Raw genomic sequence first — 24,709 nt, forward strand, 5'->3', positions numbered from 1 at the left:
GCGCGTGACCAATGGGTTAATTAGGGGCGATAAAAGGGCTGATTTAGGCTATTCGGTCGTATCAGCGAGGGGATTACCCCTGCAAAGCCTGTTTGCTACGGCGTGCCACCAGCGATGCGGCGAGGGAGCCAATCTCTTCAAAGTCCTTTGAGACGCTGTTTCTTAATATCAGGTTCCACTTGCTGAGCACCCGCGCGTTCACCACCAGCTCGCTCTCCTCGGTTAACCGTCCATTGCTGGCAAGCCAGTTCGCCACATCTGCCCACTCCCAAAGCGGGGACTGGCCAGCGATCCGCTGAATGGGGCAAGGGAAATCGCCGCCGCCACGCGTGCCATCTTTCAGCATGGCGATAGCCTGACGGGACATATCAGTCATCTCCGCGATGTCGCTCAGGCCGACCAGAGCAGAGTCGACAGACTGTACGATCGCCCCGACGCCAGCAGATTCAATGTTGTCGACCGCAGAGGCGATAGCGTCATTTAATGTTTCAGCCTCCCGATCAAAGGTGAGATAGACGGAGTTGCCATATGCGCAGATCAGCGCATCGCCACAGCCGCTTGCATACAGTGCGTCTTCCAGTCCTTCAGTCCCGCAGGTTACGCCTGAGAGGGTCAGAGTGAAGTTAAACAGCGCCATAATACCTCTTCATTTTGTTGTTAGCGTTTCTTTGTATTCGATAAGGCATGGCCGCAACCACGCCTTACCGGGCGAAATCAAAGGCAATGATTTACGTTGCGAATGATTTGCATGGCATGGTTTTCCGCATTTTTCGGCGTCGACCATACGCTCATCTGGTGATCCCGATGTTCACCTTCTGGGTTACCACAGCGTAGCTTGCAAAAGCAGTGCGCTGAATGTCCTGGTGGCACCCAAACCCAGCCCTTACTCAGGGCATATTCAATAGCCTCCTGAATATGCTTGTTCGGATGTTTCTTCATTTGCCTCCGTTAACAGGATCCTATTGCATGTGTTGACAACTGTCAACGGCAATATTTCATGCACGTCCGTGTCGCCACGTTCCCGCTTTTGCTGTCTACGGCCAGCAAAAGCCCTGCAAAGACTAACAGAATTAATGCATTAGAAAGGGTTGATGTCACGGCGAAATACCGGTTCTGGAAGGCGGGTCGTAAAGAGGGATGAAACGGATGTGTAAAGAAAAACGCCACCTTTGCAGGTGGCATTTCTGCAAGGCTCAGAAGCCTAAGCTGTCCAGCAGGTCGTCCACCTGGTCCTGGCTTGCCACGACACCAGCTTTGGTGGTGTCGAGCTGTGGGCCATTCAGCAGGCTTTCGTTTTCGCGTTGCGGACGCGCGGAAGGCTCCGGCATGTTCTCCAGCAGCACCATCAACAGCTGGCGCTCAATCTCCTGGATCACGTCCATCATGCGCTTGATCACCTGACCGGTAAGGTCCTGGAAATCCTGCGCCATCATGATCTCCAGCAATTGCGCATTGGTGAAGCTGGTATGACCCGGTACGGCACCCAAATACTGACGAGTATCGGTGACCAGTTCGCGGGCGTCGGACAGTTCGATTGGGTTTTCGAACCAGTCGTCCCAGCGTTTGGTCAGCGCTTTTGCGCCCTTTTCCATCTCGTCCTGATGCGGCTGTGACGCTTCAACACTGTTCAGCGCACGCTCTGCCGCCTGGGCAGTCATCTGTACAACATAATCAAGACGGTCACGGGCATCAGGAATTGCTTCCGCCGCCTCTGCAATCGCCTGATCCAGTCCCAGCTCACGCAGGCTGTCGCGCAACATACGCGTCAGGCTGCCGATCCGGGCAATTATGTCGCCGGGTGAATGCTCATCCGTAGGTTTAATCGAAGGCTGCATCATCTCCCGTACCTCACATGCCGAGTTTCTCGAAGATCTTACCGAGTTTTTCTTCCAAAGTTGCAGCGGTGAATGGCTTCACCACATACCCGCTTGCGCCAGCCTGTGCCGCAGCAATGATGTTCTCTTTCTTCGCTTCGGCGGTCACCATCAGCACAGGCAGAGAGGCCATGGCGCCATTTGCACGAATGGTTTTGAGCAGTTCCAGACCGTCCATGTTCGGCATGTTCCAGTCGGAAATGACAAAACCAAAGCCGCCAGCGTTCAGTTTGTTCAGCGCATCAACGCCGTCTTCTGCTTCTTCAACGTTGTTAAAACCCAGCTCTTTCAGCAGGTTGCGCACAATGCGACGCATGGTGGAAAAGTCATCCACAACCAAAAACTTGAGCTCTTTGTCCGCCATAAAACTACACTCCTCGTTAAATACGTATTGCCTGTCCGGCACTGATTTTCGCCAGCATTTGCTGACTAACCTGACTGAGATCGACCACTTCGCTGACGCCACCCATATTGATGGCCTCGCGCGGCATGCCGAACACCACACAACTTGCTTCATTCTGGGCAATGGTCCAGGCGCCAGCCTGGTGCATCGCCAGCATTCCGGCGGCTCCGTCGTTGCCCATCCCCGTCAGGATCACCCCAACGGCGTTGCGCCCCGCGTGTTTCGCCACCGAATGAAACAGCACATCCACCGACGGACGGTGCCGGTTAACCGGCGGCCCGTCATGAATTTTGATTTGATAATTTGCGCCGCTGCGCGTCAGCTCCATATGCTTGTCGCCCGGAGCGATATAGGCATGCCCCGGCAGAACGCGCTCGCCGTCTTCCGCCTCTTTCACGCTGATCTGACACAGCTTGTTCAGACGTTCCGCGAACGAACGGGTAAAGCCTGGCGGCATATGCTGAGTAATCAGAATACCGGGGCTTGAGAGCGGCAATGGCTGGAGTACATGGCGAATTGCCTCTGTTCCCCCGGTAGAGGCACCGATAACCAGCAATTTTTCCGAGCTCAGCAGCGGGCCGGCTTTCAGCGTGGTCGGCGTTGCCAGCGGCTTGTGCGTGGCAACCCGGGCGCGGGCCGCGGTACGGATCTTCTCCGCGATCATCTCGCTGTACGCCAGCATCCCCTCACGAATGCCGAGCTGCGGTTTGGTGACAAAATCCACCGCCCCCAGCTCCAGCGCCCGCAGGGTGATTTCGGACCCTTTGCCGGTCAGCGAAGAGACCATCACCACCGGCATCGGGCGCAGACGCATTAACTTCTCCAGAAAATCGATGCCGTCCATGCGCGGCATTTCGACATCCAGTGTCAGCACGTCGGGGTTATATTTTTTGATTAAATCCCGGGCTACCAGCGGATCGGGGGCCGTCGCCACCATTTCCATGTCGCTGTGGCTGTTGATAATCTCGGTCATGATCTGGCGCATTAACGCCGAATCATCAACTGACAAGACCCTGATTTTACTCATGCTTTATCCTTACTCAGCGCATATACCGTCTGGCCACGCAGGCTAAACTCGCGCACAAGATTGCTGAAGTTCTCCGAGTGCCCGGCAAACAGTAAACCGTCAGGTTTGAGCAACGGAACAAAGCGGCGCAGGATCTCCTGCTGCGTCGTTTTGTCAAAATAAATCATCACGTTACGACAGAAAATGGCGTCAAACGGCCCCGCCACGTTGTACTGCTTCTCCAGCAGGTTGAGCATGGAGAACTCCACCGCATTCGCCAGCTCACTGCGCACCCGCACCAGCCCTTCGTGCGGACCGGTACCGCGCATGAAGTAGCGCTGAAGCTGCTGGGGTGACAGCGTCTTCAGCTCTTCCTGGCGGTAGATCCCGCTCTGCGCTTTTTGCAGCACTTCGGTATCGATATCGCTGGCGATCACCTTCCAGCGGCCCGGCGCGGTGCCAAGGGTGTCGGCCAGGGTAATGGCGAGCGAGTAAGGCTCCTCCCCGGTCGACGCCGCCGCGCTCCAGACGCGGTACTCACCGCTGCGACGGCGCGCATGCTCCGCCAGCACCGGGAAGTGATGCGCTTCGCGGAAAAAGGCGGTCAGGTTGGTGGTCAGGGAGTTGATAAACGCCTGCCACTCCGCGCTGTTCGGGTTGGCTTCCAGCATCCCCAGATAGCGGCCAAAATCATCCAGTTCGAGCGTTCGCAGGCGACGCACAAGACGGTTGTAGACCATGTCCCGCTTGTGATCGGCAAGCACAATCCCCGCACGCTGGTAGATTAACTGACATATCCGACGGAAATGCGCATCGGACAGCGCAAGGCGCTGTGTCATCTGTAACAATAATGACGATTGCCCTGAGGGCAGTGGTGATGTCATAGCGCCTTCTTAATCACTTTCAGGATCCGACTGGCACGGTCTGCGACCGTCCGACTTCTGTTACTGCTTCAACACGTTCATTCACATTAAAAACAGCCACCAGCGAGGTGAGATGATCCGCCTGGCCGGCTAACTGGTCGGTGGCCGCCGCGGCCTCTTCTACCAGCGCGGCGTTCTGCTGGGTCACCTGATCCATCTGGCTTACCGCCAGCGCCACCTGCTCAATGCCGCGGCGCTGTTCATCGGATGCTGAGGCGATTTCGCCCATGATGTCGTTCACCTGGGTGACCGAACTGACGATCTCGGTCATGGTTTTCGCCGCGGTATCCACCAGTTCAGAGCCCTGCTGGACGCGCGACACCGACTCTTCAATCAGCACCTTAATCTCTTTCGCCGCGTTGGCGCTGCGGCTCGCCAGGTTACGTACCTCACCGGCTACCACCGCAAAGCCACGCCCCTGTTCGCCCGCACGGGCGGCTTCGACGGCGGCGTTCAGCGCCAGGATGTTGGTCTGGAACGCGATGCCGTCGATAACGCTAATAATGTCGCCAATTTTTTGCGAACTGGTGGCGATCTCATTCATGGTGTTCGCCACCCGGGAAGCCTGTTCGCCCCCCTTCTTCGCCGTCTGCGCCGCGCTCTTCGCCAGGCCGGACGCCTGACGGGCGTTGTCGGCGTTCTGGCCGACGGTGGCGGTCAACTGCTCCATGCTGGCCGCCGTTTGCGCCAGGGACGCCGCCTGCTGCTCGGTACGCGAAGAGAGATCGTTATTGCCTTCGGCAATTTCGGAGATCCCGGTGTGCATGGCGTAGCTGCCCTGACGCACCTCGGATACCGTCTCACGCAGCGAGCCCTGCATCGTTTTCAGGCTGGCGAAAATGGCCGAAATTTCGTTTTTGCCGTACACCGCCACCGGCCGCGCCAGATCGCCTTTCGCTATGCTGTCGAAATGGCTGCTGATGATCGCCAGCGGCTGGACAATCATCTTGCGCGACCAGAGCAGCGCGGCGCTGGTCAGTAACGCCGCCAGCACAATCATGGTGGCGAAAATCACCCCGGACATGTGGTAGCTGTTGCGGCTGTCGTTGCTCGCCATCTGCACAAAGCCGTTCATCTCCTGCTGCCAGGCGTCAGTGCTGGCGTCAAACGCCGCCTGCGACTCCTGCACCGGCGCGGTCAGAAAATCGGACAGCTGGTTGTTCTCAAGCCAGGTGGCCTGGTGCTCCAGATCGCCATACCACTGGCTGAAGGCACCCTGCATGGCCTTTTTCAGCTCGGCGTCTTTAGCACTTATCGCCGCCTGTTGGTTAAACGTCTTATAGAGCTCGCCCGCCTGCTTCAGGCTGCTGCGCGCGGTGGTCATCAGCCCCTTGATGTCATCGGGCGGATAGCTCAGCGCGGTTAAGGTGCCCGCTTTATTCAGTGCCGTACTGGCCTGCAGCAATACTGCCCGGCTCTGGGTAAGCAGCGCGCGCTGTTGATTGCTGCTCTCCATCTCCTGCAAATTCTGATAACCATCGCGAAAAGCCCAGAACGACAAGCCATTACTGCCAACCTGCAACACCCCGCACAGAATCAAAATCAAAAACAGGGTGGTCGAGATACGAATACGATTTAACATCCACGCTCCCATTTAGCGGCCAGCAGCCGCGATTTAACGTACGATCAAAATGTTTCCCAGTTCTCATCTTTTCCGGTTGCCACTGCGCGTGCGTAAGCCGGTGCATTAACCGGCGCGGCCGGTTGCTGGCTGACGCGCGAGGAAACCGTTTTTGTTTGTTCAGAGGTAAGACGAAACGCCGAGACGGCCATCCTCAGACGGCTTGCCTGCTCTTCCAGCTGTGCCGCCGCGGCGGCGGACTCCTGAACCAGCGAGGCGTTTTGTTGTGTGACGCGATCCATTTCCGATACTGCCAGGGCGACCTGGTCGATACCCCGACTCTGCTCATCCGACGCAGAGGCGATTTCACCCATGATGTCCGTTACGCGGGTAACGGCATTCACGATGTCATTCATGGTTTCGCCCGCGCTCTCCACCAGCACCGAGCCGGTGTCGACGCGTGCGACAGAGTCTTCAATCAGGGCTTTGATCTCTTTCGCCGCGTTGGCGCTGCGGCTGGCGAGGTTACGCACTTCACCGGCCACTACCGCAAAGCCACGGCCCTGTTCACCGGCGCGCGCCGCTTCGACCGCCGCGTTCAGCGCCAGGATATTGGTCTGGAAGGCGATGCCGTCGATGACGCTGATGATGTCGGCGATCTTCTTCGAGCTGCCGGCGATGTCGTGCATGGTTTTCACCACGCCGTCCACCACCTTGCCGCCGCGCTGGGCGGTTTCCGAGGCACTGTTCGCCAGCTGTGACGCCTGACGGGCGTTGTCCGCATTCTGCTTCACGGTAGCGGTTAACTGCTCCATGCTGGCCGCGGTCTCTTCCAGCGCCGACGCCTGCTGCTCGGTGCGGGAGGAGAGATCGTTGTTGCCCATGGCGATTTCGCTGGTGCCGGTATAGATAGCATCGGAACCCTGGCGCACGTTGGCCACCGTCTCGCTGAGCGAGCGTTGCATATGGTCAACGCTGACCGCCAGCTGGGTGATTTCGCTGCGCCCGGCGATGGTCAGGGTATGGGTCAGATCGCCGCTGGCAATGTGACGGATATGGTCGATGACGCGGTTTAACGGGTTCAGCAGGGTATGACGAATGCCGTACCAGACGCCCACCAGCACGACGACCAGCGCCAGAGCGAGGATCCCCATTTGCCATTTGGCGAAGGTGTAATCCTTCACGCTGGCATTGAACGCCTCCTGGTTACGCGCGTCGGACGCGGCGACGTATTCACGCAGGGCGGTACCCAGCGCGTTCTGTTTTGACTGCGTTGCCTGGGCGAAGTAGGCGTCCATATTGCCGCTATCAAGGAACTGGATCAGCTCCGTCAGCGCCGCGGCATAGTCCCGGTATTTGTCATTGATGGTCTGTCTCACCTGCTCCATCGAAGGCTGTGGCGCGATGGCGCTATAAGCTTTGAAGTGTTTGTCCGCTTCGGCAAGCGTCGTGCGGGCGCTGTTCATCAGCTCCGTTTGCTGATGCGAAGGGTCGGAAACCATGCGCGCGGAGGCGCGGCTCAGGTTGATGCGCGTTTGTAGCAGGTAATCCCAGGTAGAGGTGATTTCACTTTGTTGAACCCGGAACTCGTTAGAGACCGCAAAACTGTCCTGGTTGGCCTTAATAGAAGAGAAAAACAGACTGCCGGAAACGAGCTGCAGCAAAGCGAACACAGCCAGCACTAACATCAGCATGGTGACAACGCGCATACGGTTCAACATACAACACCTTCTCATAGATTTGTTCTCGGTGTTATCGGCACAACTGACAGGAACTTTACATTTGCGAAAGGGAAAAGCGCGGGTCAGAACGCGACGTCGACCACGAGGGTATCGCTGTAGTTGCCAGCGGGAGGGGTTGTCTGGTTGGGGAGGACACGGGCGGTGTAGTTATAGCTGCGTAACAGGCCGTCGGCGCTGACCTGCGAGGAGGCACCGCTGGACCAGCGTTCGCTGCCGCTGCTGCCCCAGCGGTTGGCGGTGGCTTCTTTGTAGATCTCATAGCTCATGCGGTTGTTGCCGCTGGCCATCCGGCGCACGTTGTTACTGGCGTTGGCGCCGTTATTGATCCCGATGGTGTAGACGCTGCCCTTGGTGCAGGTGACGGAGATCGCCTGCGAGACGGTGGGAAAGTTCTGCACCAGCGGCGCGCTGTTGAAGTTGACGTTCGGGGTGGTCATCGCGCTGCAGTCGTTGGTGACGGTCATATTGAGGGTGAGGCTGGTCAGGGCGGTACCGGTTTGCGGGGTGGTACAGAGCCCCAGCACGCCAACGGAGCAGACGTTATAGCTGACGCTGAAGTTGAGGGTCACCTGATAGGGCCCGGCGCTGACGTTTTGTCCGGCGACGGTGCGGAAATAGAGCGGAATATTGTACTGCGCTGAACCGAGCAGGTTTAACAGCGTCGAGCCGCTCCAGGTGTAGGCCTTGCCAATCTGCACTTCGCTGCTGGTGGCACACCCGGCCAGGCCGCAGAGCCGGGTGGGGATCACGTCGGTAATGGCGGCGTTATCGGTGCGCTTCATCGTCGCCCGGTTGTTGGCGGCAATGGTGGCCCCGGTGAAGTTCAGGGTCACCGAATCACTGGTCAGCAAATTGAGCACCCTGTCGCAGCTCACCACCAGCGTGCCGGTGGTAGCTACTTCATTACTGCCGCTGAGGGCAAACGACGTCACGCTGCCAAAGCTGGCGTTGACGGTGCTGACCCGGCACGCCCCCCAGCTGGCGGCAGAGAACATCAGCAGGAGCAGCACCAGCAGCAGGCGTTTCATGGCTCCACCCGGCAGGTCAGCGGTCCGTAGGTTTGCAGCTTATGCTCCGGATTGGCGGTCAGCGTCAGGGTCACGTGGCAGCGTTTTCCTTCCGGGGTGCTGATCTCAAGAGCGTTAACGTCCGCCAGATCTTCCAGCCAGGCGAGCCCGTCGTAGCCCACCACCACCGGCTCCCTCCCCTGACGCCGCACCTGGCTGCCCAGGGGAATCGCCTCCCCTGCGCCATCGTGGAGGATCACGCTGGCGACCCGCTCCTGCTCCATCGGGAAGTCAACCAGATAGCCGCTGTTGCGCCGCAGGGCGATGCGCCGTTCGGTCTCTTTCAGGCGGGTGTCGGCGGGTAAGTTGAGGGTATTGATGCTGTAACTTGCCGGGTAGTAGGCCGATACGCCGCTGATCAGCAGATAGCCGTTGCGGTTGGTTTTGCCCACCGGCTGGTTTTCATAGCTGACCGGCACGTCCGGCTGCCCATCAGTGCTGACCACCACAAAGGCGTCGTTGATTTTATTGGCGGCAAAGAGTTCCCCGTCCATCAGCACCAGCGAGCCCATCGCCTCGCCCCACCATGTCATCATGTCGCGCTCGCCGTAGCCACCACCCTGGAGTTCAATATTGTTGTTACGCCACCCCAGCGTCGCCTGCTGATAATTGCTGGCCTGCGACTGGCGCGCCCAGGCCATATTCCAGCTGAAGCCTCCGTCGGTGGGCATTGAGTGGTTGTAGTTGAGGCGCTGGGTGCTGCCGGCATCCGGAGTGTTTTCAAAGGTGACGGCGGCGCTGTCGCGCTCGCCAAGGGGGATCTGCAGCGACAGGGCCACGGTCCAGTCGCCCTGCTGCCGATCCCGGCTGGCGGCGAGATAAATACTGCTGCTACCCCACAGGTTCCGGCTCCAGGAGAGGTTCAGCAGCTCGGTTTTCTGGTCGTCAAAACTCTGCACTCCGATCCAGGCCGCCCCGATATTGCCGTAATCGCCCATATTCAGGGTGAGCGAATACTGATCGGTATTACGGCTCAGGCTGGCGATGGGCTGGTCGTGTTCATCGTAGACGGTGGGCTGATCGTAAAGCGCCAGGTTGCCGAAGCCGCGATCCCGGCGGCTGTGCTGGGTGGCAATGCTGAAGGCGTTGGTGCTGTACTGGTAGCCCCAGTTGATCTGCCCCCCGGTATCGCCGCGCATTTTGCTCTGGGTCCAGGCGCTGTTCACCACCCCGAAGCGTCCGAGCTTAACGATGGTTCCGGCTCCGCCGAGGGCCAGCTCCTCTGCCCCTTCGGCGTGGCCTTCCAGGGTCAGCCAGTCGGTGAGGCCGTAGCGATAGGAGCCGCTGCCCGCCGCCGGGCCGTAGTCAAAATTTTTAATGCCGTAATTACGCCGCAGGCTGCCCAGGGTTACGGCCCCGTCGCTGAGCCCCTGGCGCAGCAGATCGCTGGTGACGTAGAACGGCAGCGTGGTGCTCACCTGGCGACCCAGCGCATCGGTGGTGACCAGCACCGCATCCCCGGCACCGTTGATGTAAGGCAGATTGGTGAGGGTGAACGGCCCGGGCTGCAGGCGGGTGGAGCCCGCCCGATAGCCGTTGACGAACAGATCCACCGAGGTCGGCACCGCCGCTTCGCCGGAAAACTCCGGCAGCGGCCAGGTGACCAGATCCGGGCGCAGGGAGAAGTCCCGCCCGTAGCTGATCCCGCCCATGCGTACGCTGCTGCTCCAGCTCAGGGCGTCGCTGATCACATCCCCGGCGGTCCAGGTGGTGGCATCCTCTTCGTCGGTGAACATCAGGGTGGTGTCGTAGCGGACATACCCCTCCTGCTGCCCGCTGTCGCCGGAGAGATTTTCCCGTACGTAACCGGTGGAGGATAACGATCCCCGGTTGTCAAAATAGCGAAACTCGTGCCACAGGGAGGCCTGGCCGCCGCTGTGTTCGGTGTGGTTAGTGTAGAAGTCGTAGTTAAGCAGCGCCCCTTTGCCAAAGTGGGGCGTGCTGCGGGCCATCTGGCCGCTGAAGGGGGTAACGCGCGCGCCGATCCACTCCCGGGGCACGCTGAGCAGCAGCCGTTGACCGGTGCTGTCGTACTCGGTGCGCACCCCCTCAAGACGGCTGACGTTCACCTCCCCCGGCGGGACGTGTTCGGGGGGCAGTCCGGCGCGGCGCAAATCGGCGCTGGAGACCAGATACTCATCCTGACGCCGGGTGACGGGCACCACCAGCCCGGTGTCGTAGTGGTTGAGGATCAGCGCCAGCTGGAAGACCGCCTCGTCATTCACCGACTGTGGCACAGGCGGCGGAGGCAACATGTCGTCACCGGGATCGGCCCAGCTTGCTGAACTGACGCAGAGCAGGATAAGCATCGACGGCTTCAGTTGACGGGGGCCGACTGCCATTCGGTATCCCTGGCATTAATCTGCGCGCGCATCTGGCCCGGCTGGTCGATCCCGGACGGCAGCGGCCAGCTGCGCGTGCTGCCCGGCAGCACATACCCCAGCAGGCCGTCGGCAAGCGTGCGCTTCTGGCTCCCTTGTTGTAGCGTGACCTGGCTCAGCCGGACGTGCACATTGCCCTGATTGCGTACCTGCAGGGCCGGTTTGCCGTCGTCGCGGACCACCCGCCAGTTCAGATCCCGCGTCTCGACCAGGGCGTGGTGCGCCCCGTCCTTGATGGTGGCAATGCCCTGGCCGTAGACAAACAGCGGAATGGAGTAGCGCATCTGCAGCTTCAGCCCCATCTGCGGGGTCTGGTTATCCTGCGGCTGGGGGATCTCGTCCACGATGATGCGGTAGGCCTGCTCCACCCGGCCGGGACGTTGCTCTGTTTGATAAGACGGATTAACTGTTTGCTGCCCTTCGCGATGGTCACGATCGGCGGGCTGGCGACCACCTCCTGCTGGGCGGTATAGCGTTCAAGACCGTTTTCCTGCCGCCAGCGCACGATCCTCACCTGCATGGTGGTGGCGCTGTTGCCCTGGTTCTGCACCCACAGCTCCGTCGCTTTGGTATCGGCGGAGAGCCAGGGGTCGATAGGCCACAGCAGAATGGTTGCCGCCCCGTGGGCGGTGTTGAGTGTGGCACCCAGCGCCATCAGCAGGCACAGCGTGCGGTATCCTGGAATTGCCTTCATCGTCCTTCTCCCTATCACCATGACAAGGTCACGGTGAGTTGATCGGAATAATTTCCGGCCGGGCTGAAGCCGGTCAGAAGCGCCACACCAAAAAGCGGTAGCGCAATGTTGTTGCTGTTGGTGTAGGCCACAGACACCGCCTGATTCACGCCGATCTCACTGTTGGCCGCCAGTGAACTGCTGCTGTAAAGGCGATACGGCACCTGGTTTGTCGCCCCGGCCCGCTGCATGTTGCGCACCGAGGTGTAGTGCTGCCCGCCGTCAATGCTCATGCTCAGCGCCACCCCGGGGGTACAGGCGATGGTCAGCGATCCGTTCGGCACAAAGCTGGTGTTGACCTGCCCCCGCTCCACCCCGCTATGGGTACCAAAATCGAGGGTGCCCAGCAGGCCACCGCTGCCTGCTGCGACTGAACAGCCGGGGGTGATAGTGGCGCTCACCTGAAAGGATTGCGTCGTCACCGCATGGCCGTTTCCCGCTGCAAGCAGCATCATGCTCAGGATAAAAAAAGCGCGCACGTTGCCCTCTCCCATATAGCGGAGCGTTATTCAGTTCACGCTCGTTAAAACGTGCTGACGCTAATAGGTGACGCTGACGTTGATGGTGTCGGTGTAGGTGCCGGGCACCACGGTGACGCTGTTGCCCCCGCCGGTGATGCGCCCGTACAGGGTGTAGCTGTCGACGCCTCCGGCGGTGGAAGTTACCGGCAGCGGCGCGTTGTTGGCGATGACGTTGTTAAACCCACCGTCGCTGAACAGGCTGTAGGCCACGCCCTGCCCGGTATTCGCCGTATTCACCAGATAGCGCGCGGGGGTGCCAGGCGTGCCGACCACGGTGCCGGGCGCCGTGGAGTTGGTGTTGCCGGTGATGGCGACGGTGTAGCTGGCGGTGGTGCACTGGATCGTGAAGGTGTTCCCGCCGCTGGCCCCGGTGAGCTGGGTGGTCAGCGTGGAAAAGGTGGCCGGATGGGTACCAAAATCAAGGGTACCGAAGTTAATGCCATCCTGAGTCGGCGAGCCGTTAATCAGGCAGCCGTTGGTCAACGTTAAGGTTGCGCCAATGGTGCCGCTGCTGGTGACGGCCTGGGTATTGCCGGACGCCACTGCCAGAAGACCGCCGCCTAACAGCATCAGGAGTTGTTTATTCATTTGTTGCCCTCCGGAACATGTCACATGGGGTTATCACCGTTTTCTGATAACGCTCAGACTGTTAGCACCCATCATGCTGCTGTCCGGGTGGTTATTGTGAAATTTAGTTTATGGTTCGTTGCTCAACCACTTTTCACGGCCCCTCTCATACTTTTACCGTATTGACATAAATTTACTAATTAAAACAATTGAGTAAGAAATTACTTCTCCGTATATCTAAGCAAAACGGGAAGATATATTGCTTAAAATGTGATCTTCATCACAATATATCGCCATCAAAGTTAGCAACAAAACTTATAAATATTAAAAAATTATTGAAATAGCCCGGAAATTACTTCAATTTAGCTAACGGATATATTCACGCGCTGAATAATAAAAAGAGAGAAATCAGCAAATTCATTTTAACTTATTAAAATCGGGGTAATTTTGGTGGCAAGTGCAAACAGACTCACGGTCTTTATCGTGATCTTTATGCTGGCGGGCATTTTGTCCGGCGCAATGATTCATGAGTATGCATCAGCGGATGTAATCGCGGCCTGGTCAGACAACATTACGTTACTGACTGACATCTTTTTACGACTGATCAAAATGGTGATCGCCCCGCTGGTGTTCAGCACCCTGACGGTGGGGATTATGCGTCTGGGCGAGACCGCCACCATTGGCCGCGTGGGCGGTAAAGCGATGGTCTGGTTTATCAGCTCGTCAGTGCTCTCCATCCTGGTCGGTCTGTTTATTGTCACTCTGCTCCATCCGGGCAGCGGCCTGAACCTGGCGATCCCAGCCGGTACCGTAGAGACCGGGCTTGCCACCGGCGGCATGACCCTGAAAGGTTTTCTTTCCCATACCATTCCCACCAGCATTGCCGGGGCGATGGCCAATAACGAGATCCTGCAGATTGTGGTGTTCTCGATGTTCTTTGGCATTGCTGGCGCTTCGCTCGGCGAGAAATTCAACGCCCCGCTGGTGGCCGCGCTGGACGTGGTTTCTCACATCATGCTCAAAGTGACCGGCTACGTGATGTACGTTGCGCCGCTGGCGATCTTTGCCGCCATCTCCTCGGTGATTGCCACCCAGGGGCTAGGGATTTTGCTGAATTATGCCTCGTTTATCGGCGGCTATTATCTGGCGATCGTTCTCACCTGCCTGGTGCTGCTGGCGGTGGGTTATATGGTGCTGAAAAACGAGATTTTCCGTCTGGTGAGCATGCTGAAAGATCCGGTGCTGGTGGCCTTCACCACCAGCAGCTCTGAAGCGGCCTACCCGAAAACGCTGGAGCAGCTGACCCGCTTTGGCTGCTCGCGCAATATCGTTTCGTTTGTGCTGCCGATTGGCTATTCGTTTAACCTCGTCGGGTCGATGGTTTACTGCTCGTTTGCTTCGATGTTTATCGCCCAGGCCTACAATATTCACCTGACTTTCTCAGAAATCACCGTGCTGATGTTAACCCTGATGCTGGCGTCAAAAGGGATTGCCGGGGTACCGCGCTCGGCGCTGGTGGTGCTGGCGGCGACGATCCCGAGCTTCCATATTCCGGTGGCGGGGATCCTGCTGTTGATGGGGATCGATCACTTCCTGGATATGGGGCGTTCAGCGATTAACGTGCTGGGGAACGGCGTGGCGACGGCGATGCTGGCGCAGAATGAGGGGTTGCTGGAGGAAGAGGTAGGGCTCGTTGAGCAGGAAGTTTGATGGTTCGGTGGTGCAATAAAAAAGCCGGGTGGCGGCTGCGCCTTACCCGGCCTACAAAACCCACAACATGCACAATCCGTAGGCCCGGCAAGCGTCGCGCCGCCGGACGTTGATGCAGAAGGCTACGCCGTGCAATAAAAAAGCCGGGTGGCGGCTACGCCTTACCCGGCCTACAGACTGCGTTGCTGTTTTGCGTTTACCTAGGCAACGTGACTCGCCGCCACATCCAGCAGCGCCATCTCATCGCTGTTCAGCAGCTTCTCGATATTCACCAGAATCAGCATCCGATCCCCGAGCGCACCCAGACCTGTCAGGTATTCCGTGGACAGGGTAACGGCAAACTCCGGCGCCGGGCGGATCTGCTCGGCGGTGAGGGAGAGCACGTCGGACACGCCGTCAACTACGATCCCGACCACACGCTGGCCGAGGTTGAGCACGATCACCACCGTGTTGTCATCATACTCGACGTCGCCCTGGCTGAACTTCACGCGCAGGTCGACGATGGGCACGATAACGCCACGCAGGTTGGTCACGCCTTTAATGAAATCGGGCGTGTTGGCGATGCGGGTCACCTGATCATAGCCGCGGATCTCCTGCACCTTCAGAATATCGATACCGTATTCTTCGTCACCTAAGGTGAAAACCAGGAATTCCTGCCCTGATGGCTCGCCGGCCAGCTTGGTTACATTACTCATACCGGTCATTTTTTTACCTTCTTAACTGAATCAGGCGGCTGTGTGCGCCATACGTTGTTCACGATTTAATCCCTGAAGCGCCGAAACATCGACGATCAGCGCCACACTACCATCGCCGAGGATGGTGGCGGCTGAAATGCCAGGTACTTTGCGGTAGTTGCTCTCAAGGTTCTTCACCACCACCTGATGCTGGCCAATCAGCTGATCGACCAGCAGCGCATAGCGGCGGCCTGCGCTTTGCAGAATGACCACAATTCCCTGCGTGGCTTCGGTTTTGGCACCGTCCACGTCAAACACTTTCCACAGTTCGACCAGCGGCAGGTATTCGCCACGCACTTCCAGCACGCGCTCACCGCCTGCCAGCGGATGCAGATCTTCTTCACGCGGCTGGAGTGATTCCATCACCGCATTCAGCGGCAGGATAAACACTTCGTCCGCCACTTTTACCGACATCCCGTCGAGGATCGCCAGCGTCAGCGGAAGCAGAATGCGAATGGTAGTACCTGAACCCTGCTTCGATTTGATCTCAACGTGGCCGCCCATCTCCTGGATGTTACGTTTCACCACGTCCATACCCACGCCGCGCCCGGAGACGTCCGTCACCTGCTCCGCGGTGGAGAAGCCCGGAGCGAAGATCAGCATGCCCACTTCTTCATCGGTCATGTTTTCGCTGACCGCCATCCCCTGGGAAATCGCTTTTGCCAGGATGCGCTCGCGGTTGAGGCCCGCGCCGTCATCGGTCACTTCGATGCAGATGTTACCGCCCTGGTGTTCCGCAGAGAGGATCAGGTTGCCGACCGGGGATTTCCCTGCCGCTACACGGTTCTCCGGCAGTTCGATCCCATGGTCAAGGCTGTTACGCACCAGGTGCGTTAACGGGTCGATAATGCGCTCGATCAGGCTCTTATCCAGCTCGGTGGAGCTACCCATCAGGGTCAGTTCAATCTGCTTGTTGAGCTTACCGGCGAGGTCGCGCACCAGACGCGGGAAGCGGCTGAAGACGTACTCCATCGGCATCATACGGATGGACATCACCGATTCCTGCAGGTCGCGGGCGTTGCGCTGCAGCTGGCCCATGCTGGTGATCAGATCTCCATGGTTGACCGGGTCCAGCTCGTTAGAACGCTGGGCCAGCATCGACTGGGTGATCACCAGTTCGCCCACCAGGTTGATCAGCTGATCCACCTTTTCAACGGCCACGCGGATACTGGTCGATTCGCTGGAACGTGCGGCCGGCTTTTCGCGCTCGCTACGGTTTGGCGCGGCGGATTCGCCCGGCACGGCTTTCAGCGCCGGCGCGGCAGGTGCAACAGCCGGTACCGCAGGAGCAGCCACCACTTCAGCCTCTTCCATCGACTCGGCCACCGGGGCATCGGTCACGGTTTCAAAGTCGATCTGCTCAGGTTCAATGACAAAACAGAGCACCGCGACCACGTCATCTTTGCTGATGCCGCCGTCGAGGTTAGCCGCCAGCGTGTCTTTGCCTTTCACCACGTTGCTCAGGGTGGCGAGATTGCTCAGCTCTTCTTCCAGAAGGTTAACTTCGCTCTCTTTCAGACCGGACAGCACCACCCGCAGGCGGTCGTCAGCGGCAGGTGCGGCCACCGGGGCAGCATCCACAACGCTCAGTTTTGCCGGGCTGACGGCAACGGCTGCCGTTTCGCCTTTGGCTTCCAGCGCTAACTGACGCAGCGCGTTGCAGATGTATTCAAAGCTGGCAGCGTCCGGCTCTTCCGAGCTTTTATAGGCATCGAGCTGTTCCTGCATAATGTCTTTCGTTTCCAAAAACAGGTTAATAATGTCGGTATTGAGCTGCATCTCACCGCGTCGGGCTTCATCAAGCAGGTTCTCCATCAGATGGGTGGTCTCCTGCAAAATGGTAAAGCCAAACGTACCGGCGCCCCCTTTAATGGAGTGAGCTGCACGAAATATGGCGTTAAGCTGCTCTGAATCCGGCGCCTCAGGCACCAGATCCAGCAGATGTTGCTCCATATCCGCCAACAGTTCGTCGGCTTCATCAAAAAACGTCTGGTAAAAATCGCTAATATCCATGCTCACGCTATCACCTCGGATTGGCTGGTGGCGATGTTGGAACGGCAGCCGAAGGCTCAGGGCCTGGCTGTTTTAAATCATCCAGTGACTCATTCTGGCTTTCGGCGTTTTCATGCAGGATGGCCTGCTCCGCCTGCTGGTTGAGCACTAAGAGACTAATACGACGGTTGATGGCATCTTCCGGCCCGCGGTCGGTCATGCGCATGGTTGCCGCCATGCCGACGACCCGCAGCACTTTGCCATCGTCCAGCCCGCCGATCACCAGCTCACGACGGGATGCGTTGGCACGATCAGCCGAGAGCTCCCAGTTGCTGTACCCTTTTTCCCCACTGGCGTAAGGGAAGTCATCGGTGTGACCGGAAAGGCTGATTCGGTTCGGGATCCCGTTCAGCACCGGCGCAATCGCACGCAGGATGTCGCGCATGTAAGGCTCCACCTCGGCGCTGCCGGTTTTAAACATCGGACGGTTCTGGCTGTCGATAATCTGAATGCGCAGACCTTCCTGGACTAAATCGATCTTCAGGTGTGGACGCAGGGCGCGCAGTTTCGGATCTGCCTCGATCAGCTGATCCAGGTCGCCACGCACTTTTTTCAGGCGGCTCTGCTCCATGCGTCTTTTCAGCTCGTCGATGTTCGGCTCGCGCTTCACTTCGCCCTGCTTCTGCGTGTAATCATCTCCACCGCCCGGGATCGGACTGTCGCTGTTGGAGATGCGCGGACCACCCGAGACCGCCGTGGCCAGCGGGGTACGGAAATATTCTGCGATCTGAATCAGCTCTTTCGGGCTGGAGATAGAGATCAGCCACATCACCAGGAAGAACGCCATCATCGCGGTCATAAAGTCCGCGTAGGCGATTTTCCAGGAGCCACCGTGATGGCCCCCGTGCCCTTTATGCTTGCGCTTTTTGACTATGACGATGGGATGGGACTGGTTTTTCATGCGTCCTCAGTGCTCGTCTGCTGGTTTGGGTTCTTCACCGCGCGCACGTGTTCTTCGAGTTCGATGAACGACGGACGCTCGCTGGAATAGAGGGTTTTACGACCAAACTCGACCGCGATCGGCGGGGCATAACCGTTGAGGTTAGAGAGCAGCGTGATCTTCACGCACTGCATCATTTTGGTGGTTTCGGCGCTCTTCTGGCGTAATACGCTGGCCAGCGGAGAGATAAAACCGTACGCCAGCAGGATCCCGAGGAAGGTTCCCACCATCGCGTGGGCGATAAGTGCCCCCAGCTCTGCCGCCGGACGATCCGCCGAGGCCAGGGCGTGTACTACCCCCATGACCGCCGCCACGATACCGAACGCCGGCAGGGAGTCGCCCACCATCGCCAGGCTGTTGGCCGGGACTTCGGCTTCGCTCTCGTGAGTCTCGATCTCTTCATCCATCAACGCTTCGATTTCGAAGGTGTTCATGTTGCCGCTGATGATCAGACGCAGATAGTCGACGATAAACTCGAGCATCATCTTATCGGCGATAATGCGCGGGTAGCTGGCGAAGATCTCGCTCTCTTTCGGATTTTCAATATCGCGTTCGAGGGAGAACATCCCCTGTTGACGCGACTTGGCCATCAGGCGATAGAGCAGCGCCAGCAGGTCCATATACATACTTTTGGTGTATTTCGAACGACGGAACAGTAACGGCAACGCTTTTAACGTTCCCTTGATCGCCTTGCCGTTGTTGCCAACGATAAACGCCCCCACCCCTGCACCACCGATAATAATCAGTTCGGCCGGTTGATAGAGTGCCCCAAGGTGCCCGCCGGTCATCATGTAACCGCCGAAAACTGTACCGAGAACTACCAGGTAACCTAATACGATAAGCACGACATCATCCTTCCGCTAGTGACTTTAGCCAGGAGACAGAGTTCGGGGGTTTACCCACCCGCGGGGCAAAAAAAAGCAGCGGTAATCTCTTACCGCTGCTGGAATCTTGCCCACAGGTTCGGGTTAAACAGCCTGTTCGATCTGTTCATCCAGCAGTTGTGGATTACTATCGGCAACATCCCGGGAAAGTTTACGTCTTTTTACCGCTCGGGACGGTGGTTGGCACAAACTGCAGGCGAAGCTGCCGGCAGGCTGATGCGCGTGGGTGATAAAGTTACCGCTGCAGCAGTTGCAGCGAGACAGCTCAAGCAGTCCGCTCTCTACAAAACGCACCAGCGTCCATGCGCGGGTCAGGGCCAGCAGAGGACCTTCTTCAGGCTGCGGGCACTGCTCGAGGTAAAGCTTGTAGGCTTTAATTACCGCATCAACGCCGCTGCACAAGCCGGTTTTGAGCAGGTACTGCCAGGCATTACAGAACATGGAAGCATGGATATTTTGCTCCCAGGTCATAAACCAGTCGGTAGAAAATGGCAGCATGCCTTTTGGCGGCGGGCTGCCACGTAACTCTTTATAGAGTTTGATAAGACGACCACGGCTCAGCTGGGTTTCGCTTTCAAGCATCTGCAAACGAGCACCAAGCGTAATCAGTTCCATAGCCAGTTGAATGTCACGCGCTTCCTGAACAATGCTCTTCTCACTCATTTTTATGCTCTTTTCTTACGGGCTACGTCATCAGGCTGGCTGATTTCGTTAAGCAAACGGGTAGAAAGCAGAATGCCGGTGTGAACCTGTTGCAGGTCATCCACGCGGGATTCCTGGGTCAGCTGCGTAATAGTCTGGTGATTGTCAAAACGGAACTGGCAAACCAGCTGGTTAGTTTCAGCGAGTTTCACCATCTGCGGCAGTGTTAAACCGCCAAGCGTTGTGGCCATTTCTTCCTGAATGCCCAGCCGGAACATCGCGGAGGCTTTATCCTGGCTAATCAAACGTTGTGCAAGCAATAAATATGACAGGTTGATGTCATAAATGTGTTTTAGCAATTCGGATGTGTTCATTTATCCCTTCCCGAATAACACTTTAATTTCTTGTGCGGTCGACCCGCACCCCGTGATGTCGCCGGGAAAACCCCGGTAAAAAAAAAGAAAAGGCTAAAACGCATAGTTGAATTAAGTTTTGTATTGATGAATCACGTCAAGAAAAACAAAGTTTGTCTCTTACACATTTATCACTTCTTACAATTAACTAAGATTTTTCCTAATTCGCGGCAACTTTACCCGTCCGGTGTAGGACATACAATGTGGCCCTGCCTGAAATTTAAAAAAAATGTGACACAGATCACATAATTTGAGTGAATTCGAACCAAAAATCCATCAGCACTCCTTCTAATTTGGCTGTTTTATGAGCGATTAAGCGAAGAATATATTCTTCAGCCCCGAATATTCATGCAGAAGTATGAACTAAGACGGCATGTTACTTGCTGGTTATTGACATAACACAAATTTGTAACAATCGAGGATATATCTATCACAGAAACACTTTGTTTATTTCCATAAAAAACATAGCTTTACGAAGATAAATGATTGAAGTAATTGCTTTACGTTACCATTCAACAGCTGAAGGGTTCGCGGGAATTTTGTTTAGAATTTGCAGACTTAAATTGTATGATTTACGTTAAGTGAGCGCATTTTGGACGTTTATGCAAGCCTTGCCCTATTCATTGCATAAGAATAATTAATGAATAATTATGATAAGCATCACACTAATGTCACCTTTGGCTCTTGCGCAAAAAAAGCAATCGCGCTAATGCTGAAGTATGTGCCTTAACCACACACTGAAGGTGGGTAAAATGAGCTATTCCCATATCCTTGTTTCTGTTTCGGTTTCTCCAGAAAGTCATCAATTGGTTGCCAAAGCGGTCGCCATCGCCAGGCCAACGCAGGCGCGTATCACGGTGGTCACGCTGATGGCCGAACCGGAGATGTATAATCAACTGGCAGCACCCATGCTGGAAGATATTCGTGGCGTATTACAGGAAGAAACCAGACAATTTCTCGAGGACCTTATTACGCGTGCAGAATATCCCATCGCGCAAACAGTATGCGCAACGGGAGAATTAAGCGAGCAGATAAGTGATATATGTCAAAAGCAGAATATAGATTTAGTGATATGCGGAAATCATAACCAGAGTTTTTTCTCGCGCGCAGCCTGTTCCGCGAAAACAATAATCAACAATGCTCAAGTTGACGTGCTTTTAATTCCACTCAGCGCAGAATAAAACGCTGAGTGGAATATATTCAGGCCAGTTTAGGGAAGGTTGCGACCTTTTTTTGCAGATTGCTCTCCACGCTGCGGGGAGTGATCTGGTTCAAATCCTCAATGAAGCGGGCCTGCCAGCGGTCGATGTCATTTTCACGGATCACTTTCATCATCTCCGCGTGACGCGAAATACGCTCGGTGAGCGGCATATTCAGCGCGCGATGCAGCGCGTTGGCCACGTCGTCCCGGTCGTACGGATTGACGATCAGCGCCGAGGTCAGCTCATTGGCCGCACCGGCAAACTGCGACAGCACCAGCACGCCCGGGTCGGCCGGATCCTGCGCCGCCACGTACTCTTTCGCCACCAGGTTCATGCCGTCACGCAGCGGCGTCACCAGCCCGACATCGGCATAGCGGAACACTTTCATCAGGATTTTGCGCTCAAAGTGCTGGTTCAGGTAGAAGAGCGGCGTCCAGCCCAGCTGGCCATAACGGCCATTGATGCGGCCGGCTTCGGTTTCAAGCTGGTGACGGATGTCCTGATAGGCCTGCACCTCGCCACGGGAGGTTGGCGCGATTTGGGTATAGCGGATCTTACCGTGGTGCTCGGGGTATTTTTCCAGCAGCGTCTCATAGGCATGAAAACGTTCCGGGAGCCCTTTTGAATAGTCCAGACGCTCAACGGAAAAGATGTTTTTTACGTTCTTGAGCTCTTCTTTAAGTTGAGCCAGTTTAGGTGGTAACGGCCCGGATGCCTGGTGAGCGATGTCGTCCGGTTCGATGCCGATGGGATAGACCTCGGTGCGAAAACGCTTACCCCATGCGGAGTGTGAATCGTCGTCATGAGCGGTCAGCCGCGTTTTACTGGCGACGCAGTCGAGGAAGGCCAGACGGTCGTTTTCGGTCTGGAAGCCCAGCAGATCGTAATCGCAAAGCTGCTCGAGCAGTTCATCGCCCGGCGGCAGCGCGTTGAAGATCTCAGGCGTCGGGAACGGAATATGCAGGAAGAAGCCAATCCGGTTGTTGACGCCGCGCTTGCGCAGCTCTGCGGCAAACGGCAGCAGATGGTAGTCGTGCACCCACACCACGTCGTCCTGTTTGACTAACGGCTGCAGTTTATCGGCCAGCAGGCCGTTGACCCGCTGGTACCCTTCCCAGGCTTCGCGTTTAAACTTCACCAGGTCCAGGCGATAGTGAAACGCTGGCCACAGTACGGCATTGGAGAACTGGCTGTAATACTCGTCGTAATTCTGTTCACTCAGATTAAACGAGGCCCAGGTGATGTTCCCGCGTGTCACCTTTTTTAGCGGTTTATCCTCATCACCGATATCCCCACTCCAGCCAAACCAGAGCCCACCCGTACTTTTTAACGCCCCCAGCACCCCAACGGCCAGGCCACCTGCGCTGGCTTTTTTATCATCCGGGGGAGCGATGCGGTTAGAAACTACGATCAAGCGACCCATAAGGTTTTCTCCTGTTAATTTGCGCTAATTGTTGTTCTTGTTGATGGTTAGCGGCTTTTATTACCCATTGCCAGACGTCAGGTACCGTTGCCAGCCGCCAGCTGGCTTTGGTCTCACCTGCGCCGACCTTTACAGATACCCCTTTAAGCTGATTCACAACGTCAAAGCCATGCTCATCGGTGAGGTCATCACCAAAGAAAATCGGCGTTCTGCCGAGGAAAGGTGCTTCATGCATAAAGGTCGAGATAGCCTCGCCTTTGTGGATCCCCCTCGGTTTAATTTCGACCACGCATTTACCCGGCTGGAGCGACAGCTGCGGGTTGTCGTGCACAATCTGTTCCGCCAGCGCGAAAATATTCTGCTCATATTGCTGGGCCTGACGGTAGTGGATTGCAAATGCCATCCCTTTGGCTTCAAGTTCGGTGCCAGGCATATACAAAAGCGCCGTCGTCAGCTGCGCATGCAGCGTCTGGATCAGATCCGGAGGGAGTGAAATGGATTGCGAATGACCATGGATGTCGCGGCGCTCCGCCCCGTGTACACCGGCAAGGGGGAAACGGTAAGGTCCGGCGAGCTTGTCCAGCTCGTCCATTGAACGCCCTGATATCAATGCCAGTGCCCCTTCATTCAGCTGTGCCAGCTGATTCAATGCCTGGAGTACTTCTGCGGGAACCACTACCTCATCGGGATGCGGCTTGATGGTGGCAAGGGTCCCGTCGAGGTCAAAAAAGTACGCAACGTTTTCTGATAATACAGGCGGTGAAGTTAACGTATCGGCCACCCTGATCCTCCTTACAGTTGGCGAGATGAAAAACTGTTAACATCTCAGTAGCCATGTAAGTATAGACAGTGTGACGGGGCTCGCCATTTGACACCCCCTTCCCGCTACGGCTGGAAGGGGGGCTACACTTAAAAGTTAGGTCTGGAAAGGAAGGAAAAAACGGTTAAACGGTACGCTTCGCTTTTTGTTTGTAACGGTCGAAGATCACCGCCGCCAGCAGGATGAGGCCACGTACCACGTACTGGGAGAACGGGGAGATGTTCAGCAGATTCATCGCGTTCTCAACGGTCCCCAGGATCAGGATCCCCGCTACCACATATGAGATTTTTCCGATGCCGCCTTTGAGCGATACACCACCCAATACGCAGGCAGAGATAACGATCAGCTCATAACCGATGGAGGTCATCGGCTGTCCGCTGGTCATACGCGAGGCCAGAATAATCCCTGCCGCCGCCGACACCAGACCGGACAGTACGAAGATGATGATCTTGGTACGTACCACCGGAACACCCGCCAGACGCGCCGCCTCTTCATTACCGCCAATCGCCAGGGTATTACGGCCAAAGGTGGTTCTGTTCAGCAGGAAACCAAAGATAATCAGGCAGCCGACGGTCAGCCAGATGGGTGCTGGCAGCCCGAACCAGTTAGCATAGCCGAGGGTGAAGAAGCGCTCGTCTTCGATCCCCACCGCTTTACCGTCAGAGATGATGTAGGCCAGGCCGCGCACAATCTGCATGGTGGCAAGGGTAGTGATCAGGGCGTTGATTTTCAGACGCGCAATCACGAAGCCGTTCACCAGCCCGCTGAGCACGCCGAGCAGCAGCCCCGCCGCCACGCCAATCCACAGGCTTTCAGTCATGTTAATGACCACGGCGGTGGTGACACCGGCACAGGCGATAACCGAGGCGACCGACAGGTCGAAGTCGCCGGAAGCCAGGCAGAACAGCATCCCACAGGCGACCATCCCGGACATGGAGATCGCCAGGCCCAGCCCCTTCATATTAATAAAGGTGGCGAAGTTAGGAACAAAGATAGCGCAGCCGAGGAACAGCACGGCAAACACCACCAGCATGCCGTATTGATCCCAGATCCGCCCAAAACTGAAGGCCGACTTCGGCGCTCCGGATGTAGTGACAGAGGACATCTTATT

Annotated in this window: 23 protein-coding genes and 1 pseudogene; 2 read left to right on the plus strand and 22 right to left on the minus strand. The window is 56.9% G+C overall.

The features are described 5' to 3' along the window. Positions 1-73 precede the first annotated feature (73 nt). From K5I40_RS01475 to K5I40_RS01535, 13 genes and pseudogenes are all read right to left on the minus strand, one after another. Positions 74-637, minus strand: a complete 564-nt coding sequence (locus K5I40_RS01475) for an AlpA family transcriptional regulator (protein ID WP_223073850.1) — start codon at positions 635-637, stop codon at positions 74-76. Positions 638-714: 77 nt separating this feature from the next. Further along, positions 715-939 carry a hypothetical protein gene (locus K5I40_RS01480; protein ID WP_138369359.1) on the minus strand — a complete coding sequence of 75 codons (225 nt, stop codon included), beginning with the start codon at positions 937-939 and terminating at the stop codon, positions 715-717. 254 nt (positions 940-1,193) lie between these two features. Next, the gene (gene cheZ, locus K5I40_RS01485; protein ID WP_039030843.1) at positions 1,194-1,838 is read right to left on the minus strand and encodes a protein phosphatase CheZ; all 645 of its coding nucleotides are present in this window, start codon (positions 1,836-1,838) and stop codon (positions 1,194-1,196) included. A 10-nt stretch (positions 1,839-1,848) separates the two neighbouring features. Beyond that, on the minus strand, positions 1,849-2,238 hold the full coding sequence (cheY, locus tag K5I40_RS01490; RefSeq protein WP_039030844.1) for a chemotaxis response regulator CheY: 390 nt from the start codon (positions 2,236-2,238) through the stop codon (positions 1,849-1,851). Between the two features lie 16 nt (positions 2,239-2,254). Then, entirely contained in the window at positions 2,255-3,304 is a 1,050-nt protein-coding gene (locus tag K5I40_RS01495) for a chemotaxis response regulator protein-glutamate methylesterase (RefSeq protein ID WP_039030845.1), read from the minus strand. Beyond that, positions 3,301-4,167, minus strand: coding sequence for a protein-glutamate O-methyltransferase CheR (gene cheR, locus K5I40_RS01500; RefSeq protein WP_039030846.1), 867 nt, complete (start codon positions 4,165-4,167; stop codon positions 3,301-3,303). Before cheR ends, K5I40_RS01495 begins: the two co-directional genes overlap by 4 nt. Positions 4,168-4,186: 19 nt before the next feature. Then, a complete protein-coding gene (gene tap, locus K5I40_RS01505; protein WP_223073849.1) occupies positions 4,187-5,788 on the minus strand; it encodes a methyl-accepting chemotaxis protein IV in 1,602 nt (533 codons plus the stop codon). A gap of 44 nt (positions 5,789-5,832) precedes the next feature. Next, entirely contained in the window at positions 5,833-7,488 is a 1,656-nt protein-coding gene (tar, locus tag K5I40_RS01510; protein WP_223073848.1) for a methyl-accepting chemotaxis protein II, read from the minus strand. Positions 7,489-7,571: 83 nt separating this feature from the next. After that, entirely contained in the window at positions 7,572-8,537 is a 966-nt protein-coding gene (locus K5I40_RS01515) for a spore coat U domain-containing protein (protein ID WP_223073847.1), read from the minus strand. Next, positions 8,534-10,918: a fimbria/pilus outer membrane usher protein gene (locus K5I40_RS01520; protein ID WP_223073846.1), complete on the minus strand. Its 2,385-nt coding sequence runs from the start codon at positions 10,916-10,918 to the stop codon at positions 8,534-8,536. The genes K5I40_RS01515 and K5I40_RS01520 overlap by 4 nt, the downstream gene beginning before the upstream one ends. Next, positions 10,894-11,651, minus strand: a pseudogene (locus tag K5I40_RS01525) (molecular chaperone). The gene K5I40_RS01520 and the pseudogene K5I40_RS01525 overlap by 25 nt, the downstream one beginning before the upstream one ends. A 14-nt stretch (positions 11,652-11,665) precedes the next feature. Then, entirely contained in the window at positions 11,666-12,184 is a 519-nt protein-coding gene (locus K5I40_RS01530; RefSeq protein ID WP_039030852.1) for a spore coat U domain-containing protein, read from the minus strand. A 45-nt stretch (positions 12,185-12,229) separates the two neighbouring features. Beyond that, positions 12,230-12,781, minus strand: coding sequence for a spore coat protein U domain-containing protein (locus K5I40_RS01535; protein ID WP_231568148.1), 552 nt, complete (start codon positions 12,779-12,781; stop codon positions 12,230-12,232). Between the two features lie 447 nt (positions 12,782-13,228). On the opposite strand from K5I40_RS01535, the gene K5I40_RS01540 reads away from it, so the two are divergent. Continuing rightward, positions 13,229-14,488: a dicarboxylate/amino acid:cation symporter gene (locus K5I40_RS01540; RefSeq protein WP_223073845.1), complete on the plus strand. Its 1,260-nt coding sequence runs from the start codon at positions 13,229-13,231 to the stop codon at positions 14,486-14,488. A gap of 200 nt (positions 14,489-14,688) precedes the next feature. Here the strand turns inward: K5I40_RS01540 and cheW are convergent, their stop codons facing one another. The 6 genes from cheW to flhD all read right to left on the minus strand — a co-directional run bounded on the left by cheW (position 14,689) and on the right by flhD (position 20,114). Further along, positions 14,689-15,192, minus strand: a complete 504-nt coding sequence (cheW, locus tag K5I40_RS01545) for a chemotaxis protein CheW (RefSeq protein ID WP_032611989.1) — start codon at positions 15,190-15,192, stop codon at positions 14,689-14,691. Between the two features lie 21 nt (positions 15,193-15,213). Further along, positions 15,214-17,241: a chemotaxis protein CheA gene (cheA, locus tag K5I40_RS01550; RefSeq protein ID WP_223073844.1), complete on the minus strand. Its 2,028-nt coding sequence runs from the start codon at positions 17,239-17,241 to the stop codon at positions 15,214-15,216. Positions 17,242-17,245: 4 nt separating this feature from the next. Continuing rightward, on the minus strand, positions 17,246-18,175 hold the full coding sequence (gene motB / locus K5I40_RS01555) for a flagellar motor protein MotB (protein WP_039030855.1): 930 nt from the start codon (positions 18,173-18,175) through the stop codon (positions 17,246-17,248). Then, positions 18,172-19,059, minus strand: a complete 888-nt coding sequence (motA, locus tag K5I40_RS01560) for a flagellar motor stator protein MotA (protein ID WP_039030856.1) — start codon at positions 19,057-19,059, stop codon at positions 18,172-18,174. Before motA ends, motB begins: the two co-directional genes overlap by 4 nt. Before the next feature lie 123 nt (positions 19,060-19,182). Beyond that, the gene (gene flhC, locus K5I40_RS01565) at positions 19,183-19,761 is read right to left on the minus strand and encodes a flagellar transcriptional regulator FlhC (RefSeq protein WP_039030857.1); all 579 of its coding nucleotides are present in this window, start codon (positions 19,759-19,761) and stop codon (positions 19,183-19,185) included. Positions 19,762-19,763: 2 nt separating this feature from the next. Continuing rightward, positions 19,764-20,114: a flagellar transcriptional regulator FlhD gene (gene flhD / locus K5I40_RS01570; RefSeq protein WP_039030858.1), complete on the minus strand. Its 351-nt coding sequence runs from the start codon at positions 20,112-20,114 to the stop codon at positions 19,764-19,766. Between the two features lie 791 nt (positions 20,115-20,905). Between flhD and uspC the strand changes: the two genes are divergently transcribed. Beyond that, positions 20,906-21,334 carry a universal stress protein UspC gene (gene uspC / locus K5I40_RS01575; protein WP_223073843.1) on the plus strand — a complete coding sequence of 143 codons (429 nt, stop codon included), beginning with the start codon at positions 20,906-20,908 and terminating at the stop codon, positions 21,332-21,334. Positions 21,335-21,353: 19 nt separating this feature from the next. Here the strand turns inward: uspC and otsA are convergent, their stop codons facing one another. From otsA to araH, 3 genes are all read right to left on the minus strand, one after another. Further along, entirely contained in the window at positions 21,354-22,778 is a 1,425-nt protein-coding gene (gene otsA, locus K5I40_RS01580; protein WP_223073842.1) for an alpha,alpha-trehalose-phosphate synthase, read from the minus strand. Next, the gene (gene otsB / locus K5I40_RS01585; protein WP_223073841.1) at positions 22,753-23,559 is read right to left on the minus strand and encodes a trehalose-phosphatase; all 807 of its coding nucleotides are present in this window, start codon (positions 23,557-23,559) and stop codon (positions 22,753-22,755) included. The genes otsA and otsB overlap by 26 nt, the downstream gene beginning before the upstream one ends. 163 nt (positions 23,560-23,722) lie before the next feature. Next, positions 23,723-24,703: an arabinose ABC transporter permease AraH gene (gene araH / locus K5I40_RS01590; RefSeq protein WP_039030862.1), complete on the minus strand. Its 981-nt coding sequence runs from the start codon at positions 24,701-24,703 to the stop codon at positions 23,723-23,725. Positions 24,704-24,709 lie beyond the last annotated feature (6 nt).

The sequence above is a fragment of the Leclercia sp. LTM14 genome (assembly GCF_023736175.1).
Classification (GTDB): domain Bacteria; phylum Pseudomonadota; class Gammaproteobacteria; order Enterobacterales; family Enterobacteriaceae; genus Enterobacter; species Enterobacter barmai.

What these genes read in the sequence shown, in the direction of transcription:
- K5I40_RS01475 (WP_223073850.1), bottom strand. Translation starts at nt 637, where the DNA reads ATGGCGCTGTTTAACTTCACTCTGACCCTCTCAGGCGTAACCTGCGGG.
- K5I40_RS01480 (WP_138369359.1), bottom strand. Translation starts at nt 939, where the DNA reads ATGAAGAAACATCCGAACAAGCATATTCAGGAGGCTATTGAATATGCC.
- cheZ (WP_039030843.1), bottom strand. Translation starts at nt 1,838, where the DNA reads ATGATGCAGCCTTCGATTAAACCTACGGATGAGCATTCACCCGGCGAC.
- cheY (WP_039030844.1), bottom strand. Translation starts at nt 2,238, where the DNA reads ATGGCGGACAAAGAGCTCAAGTTTTTGGTTGTGGATGACTTTTCCACC.
- K5I40_RS01495 (WP_039030845.1), bottom strand. Translation starts at nt 3,304, where the DNA reads ATGAGTAAAATCAGGGTCTTGTCAGTTGATGATTCGGCGTTAATGCGC.
- cheR (WP_039030846.1), bottom strand. Translation starts at nt 4,167, where the DNA reads ATGACATCACCACTGCCCTCAGGGCAATCGTCATTATTGTTACAGATG.
- tap (WP_223073849.1), bottom strand. Translation starts at nt 5,788, where the DNA reads ATGTTAAATCGTATTCGTATCTCGACCACCCTGTTTTTGATTTTGATT.
- tar (WP_223073848.1), bottom strand. Translation starts at nt 7,488, where the DNA reads ATGTTGAACCGTATGCGCGTTGTCACCATGCTGATGTTAGTGCTGGCT.
- K5I40_RS01515 (WP_223073847.1), bottom strand. Translation starts at nt 8,537, where the DNA reads ATGAAACGCCTGCTGCTGGTGCTGCTCCTGCTGATGTTCTCTGCCGCC.
- K5I40_RS01520 (WP_223073846.1), bottom strand. Translation starts at nt 10,918, where the DNA reads ATGGCAGTCGGCCCCCGTCAACTGAAGCCGTCGATGCTTATCCTGCTC.
- K5I40_RS01530 (WP_039030852.1), bottom strand. Translation starts at nt 12,184, where the DNA reads ATGGGAGAGGGCAACGTGCGCGCTTTTTTTATCCTGAGCATGATGCTG.
- K5I40_RS01535 (WP_231568148.1), bottom strand. Translation starts at nt 12,781, where the DNA reads ATGCTGTTAGGCGGCGGTCTTCTGGCAGTGGCGTCCGGCAATACCCAG.
- cheW (WP_032611989.1), bottom strand. Translation starts at nt 15,192, where the DNA reads ATGACCGGTATGAGTAATGTAACCAAGCTGGCCGGCGAGCCATCAGGG.
- motB (WP_039030855.1), bottom strand. Translation starts at nt 18,175, where the DNA reads ATGAAAAACCAGTCCCATCCCATCGTCATAGTCAAAAAGCGCAAGCAT.
- flhC (WP_039030857.1), bottom strand. Translation starts at nt 19,761, where the DNA reads ATGAGTGAGAAGAGCATTGTTCAGGAAGCGCGTGACATTCAACTGGCT.
- flhD (WP_039030858.1), bottom strand. Translation starts at nt 20,114, where the DNA reads ATGAACACATCCGAATTGCTAAAACACATTTATGACATCAACCTGTCA.
- uspC (WP_223073843.1), top strand. Translation starts at nt 20,906, where the DNA reads ATGAGCTATTCCCATATCCTTGTTTCTGTTTCGGTTTCTCCAGAAAGT.
- otsA (WP_223073842.1), bottom strand. Translation starts at nt 22,778, where the DNA reads ATGGGTCGCTTGATCGTAGTTTCTAACCGCATCGCTCCCCCGGATGAT.
- araH (WP_039030862.1), bottom strand. Translation starts at nt 24,703, where the DNA reads ATGTCCTCTGTCACTACATCCGGAGCGCCGAAGTCGGCCTTCAGTTTT.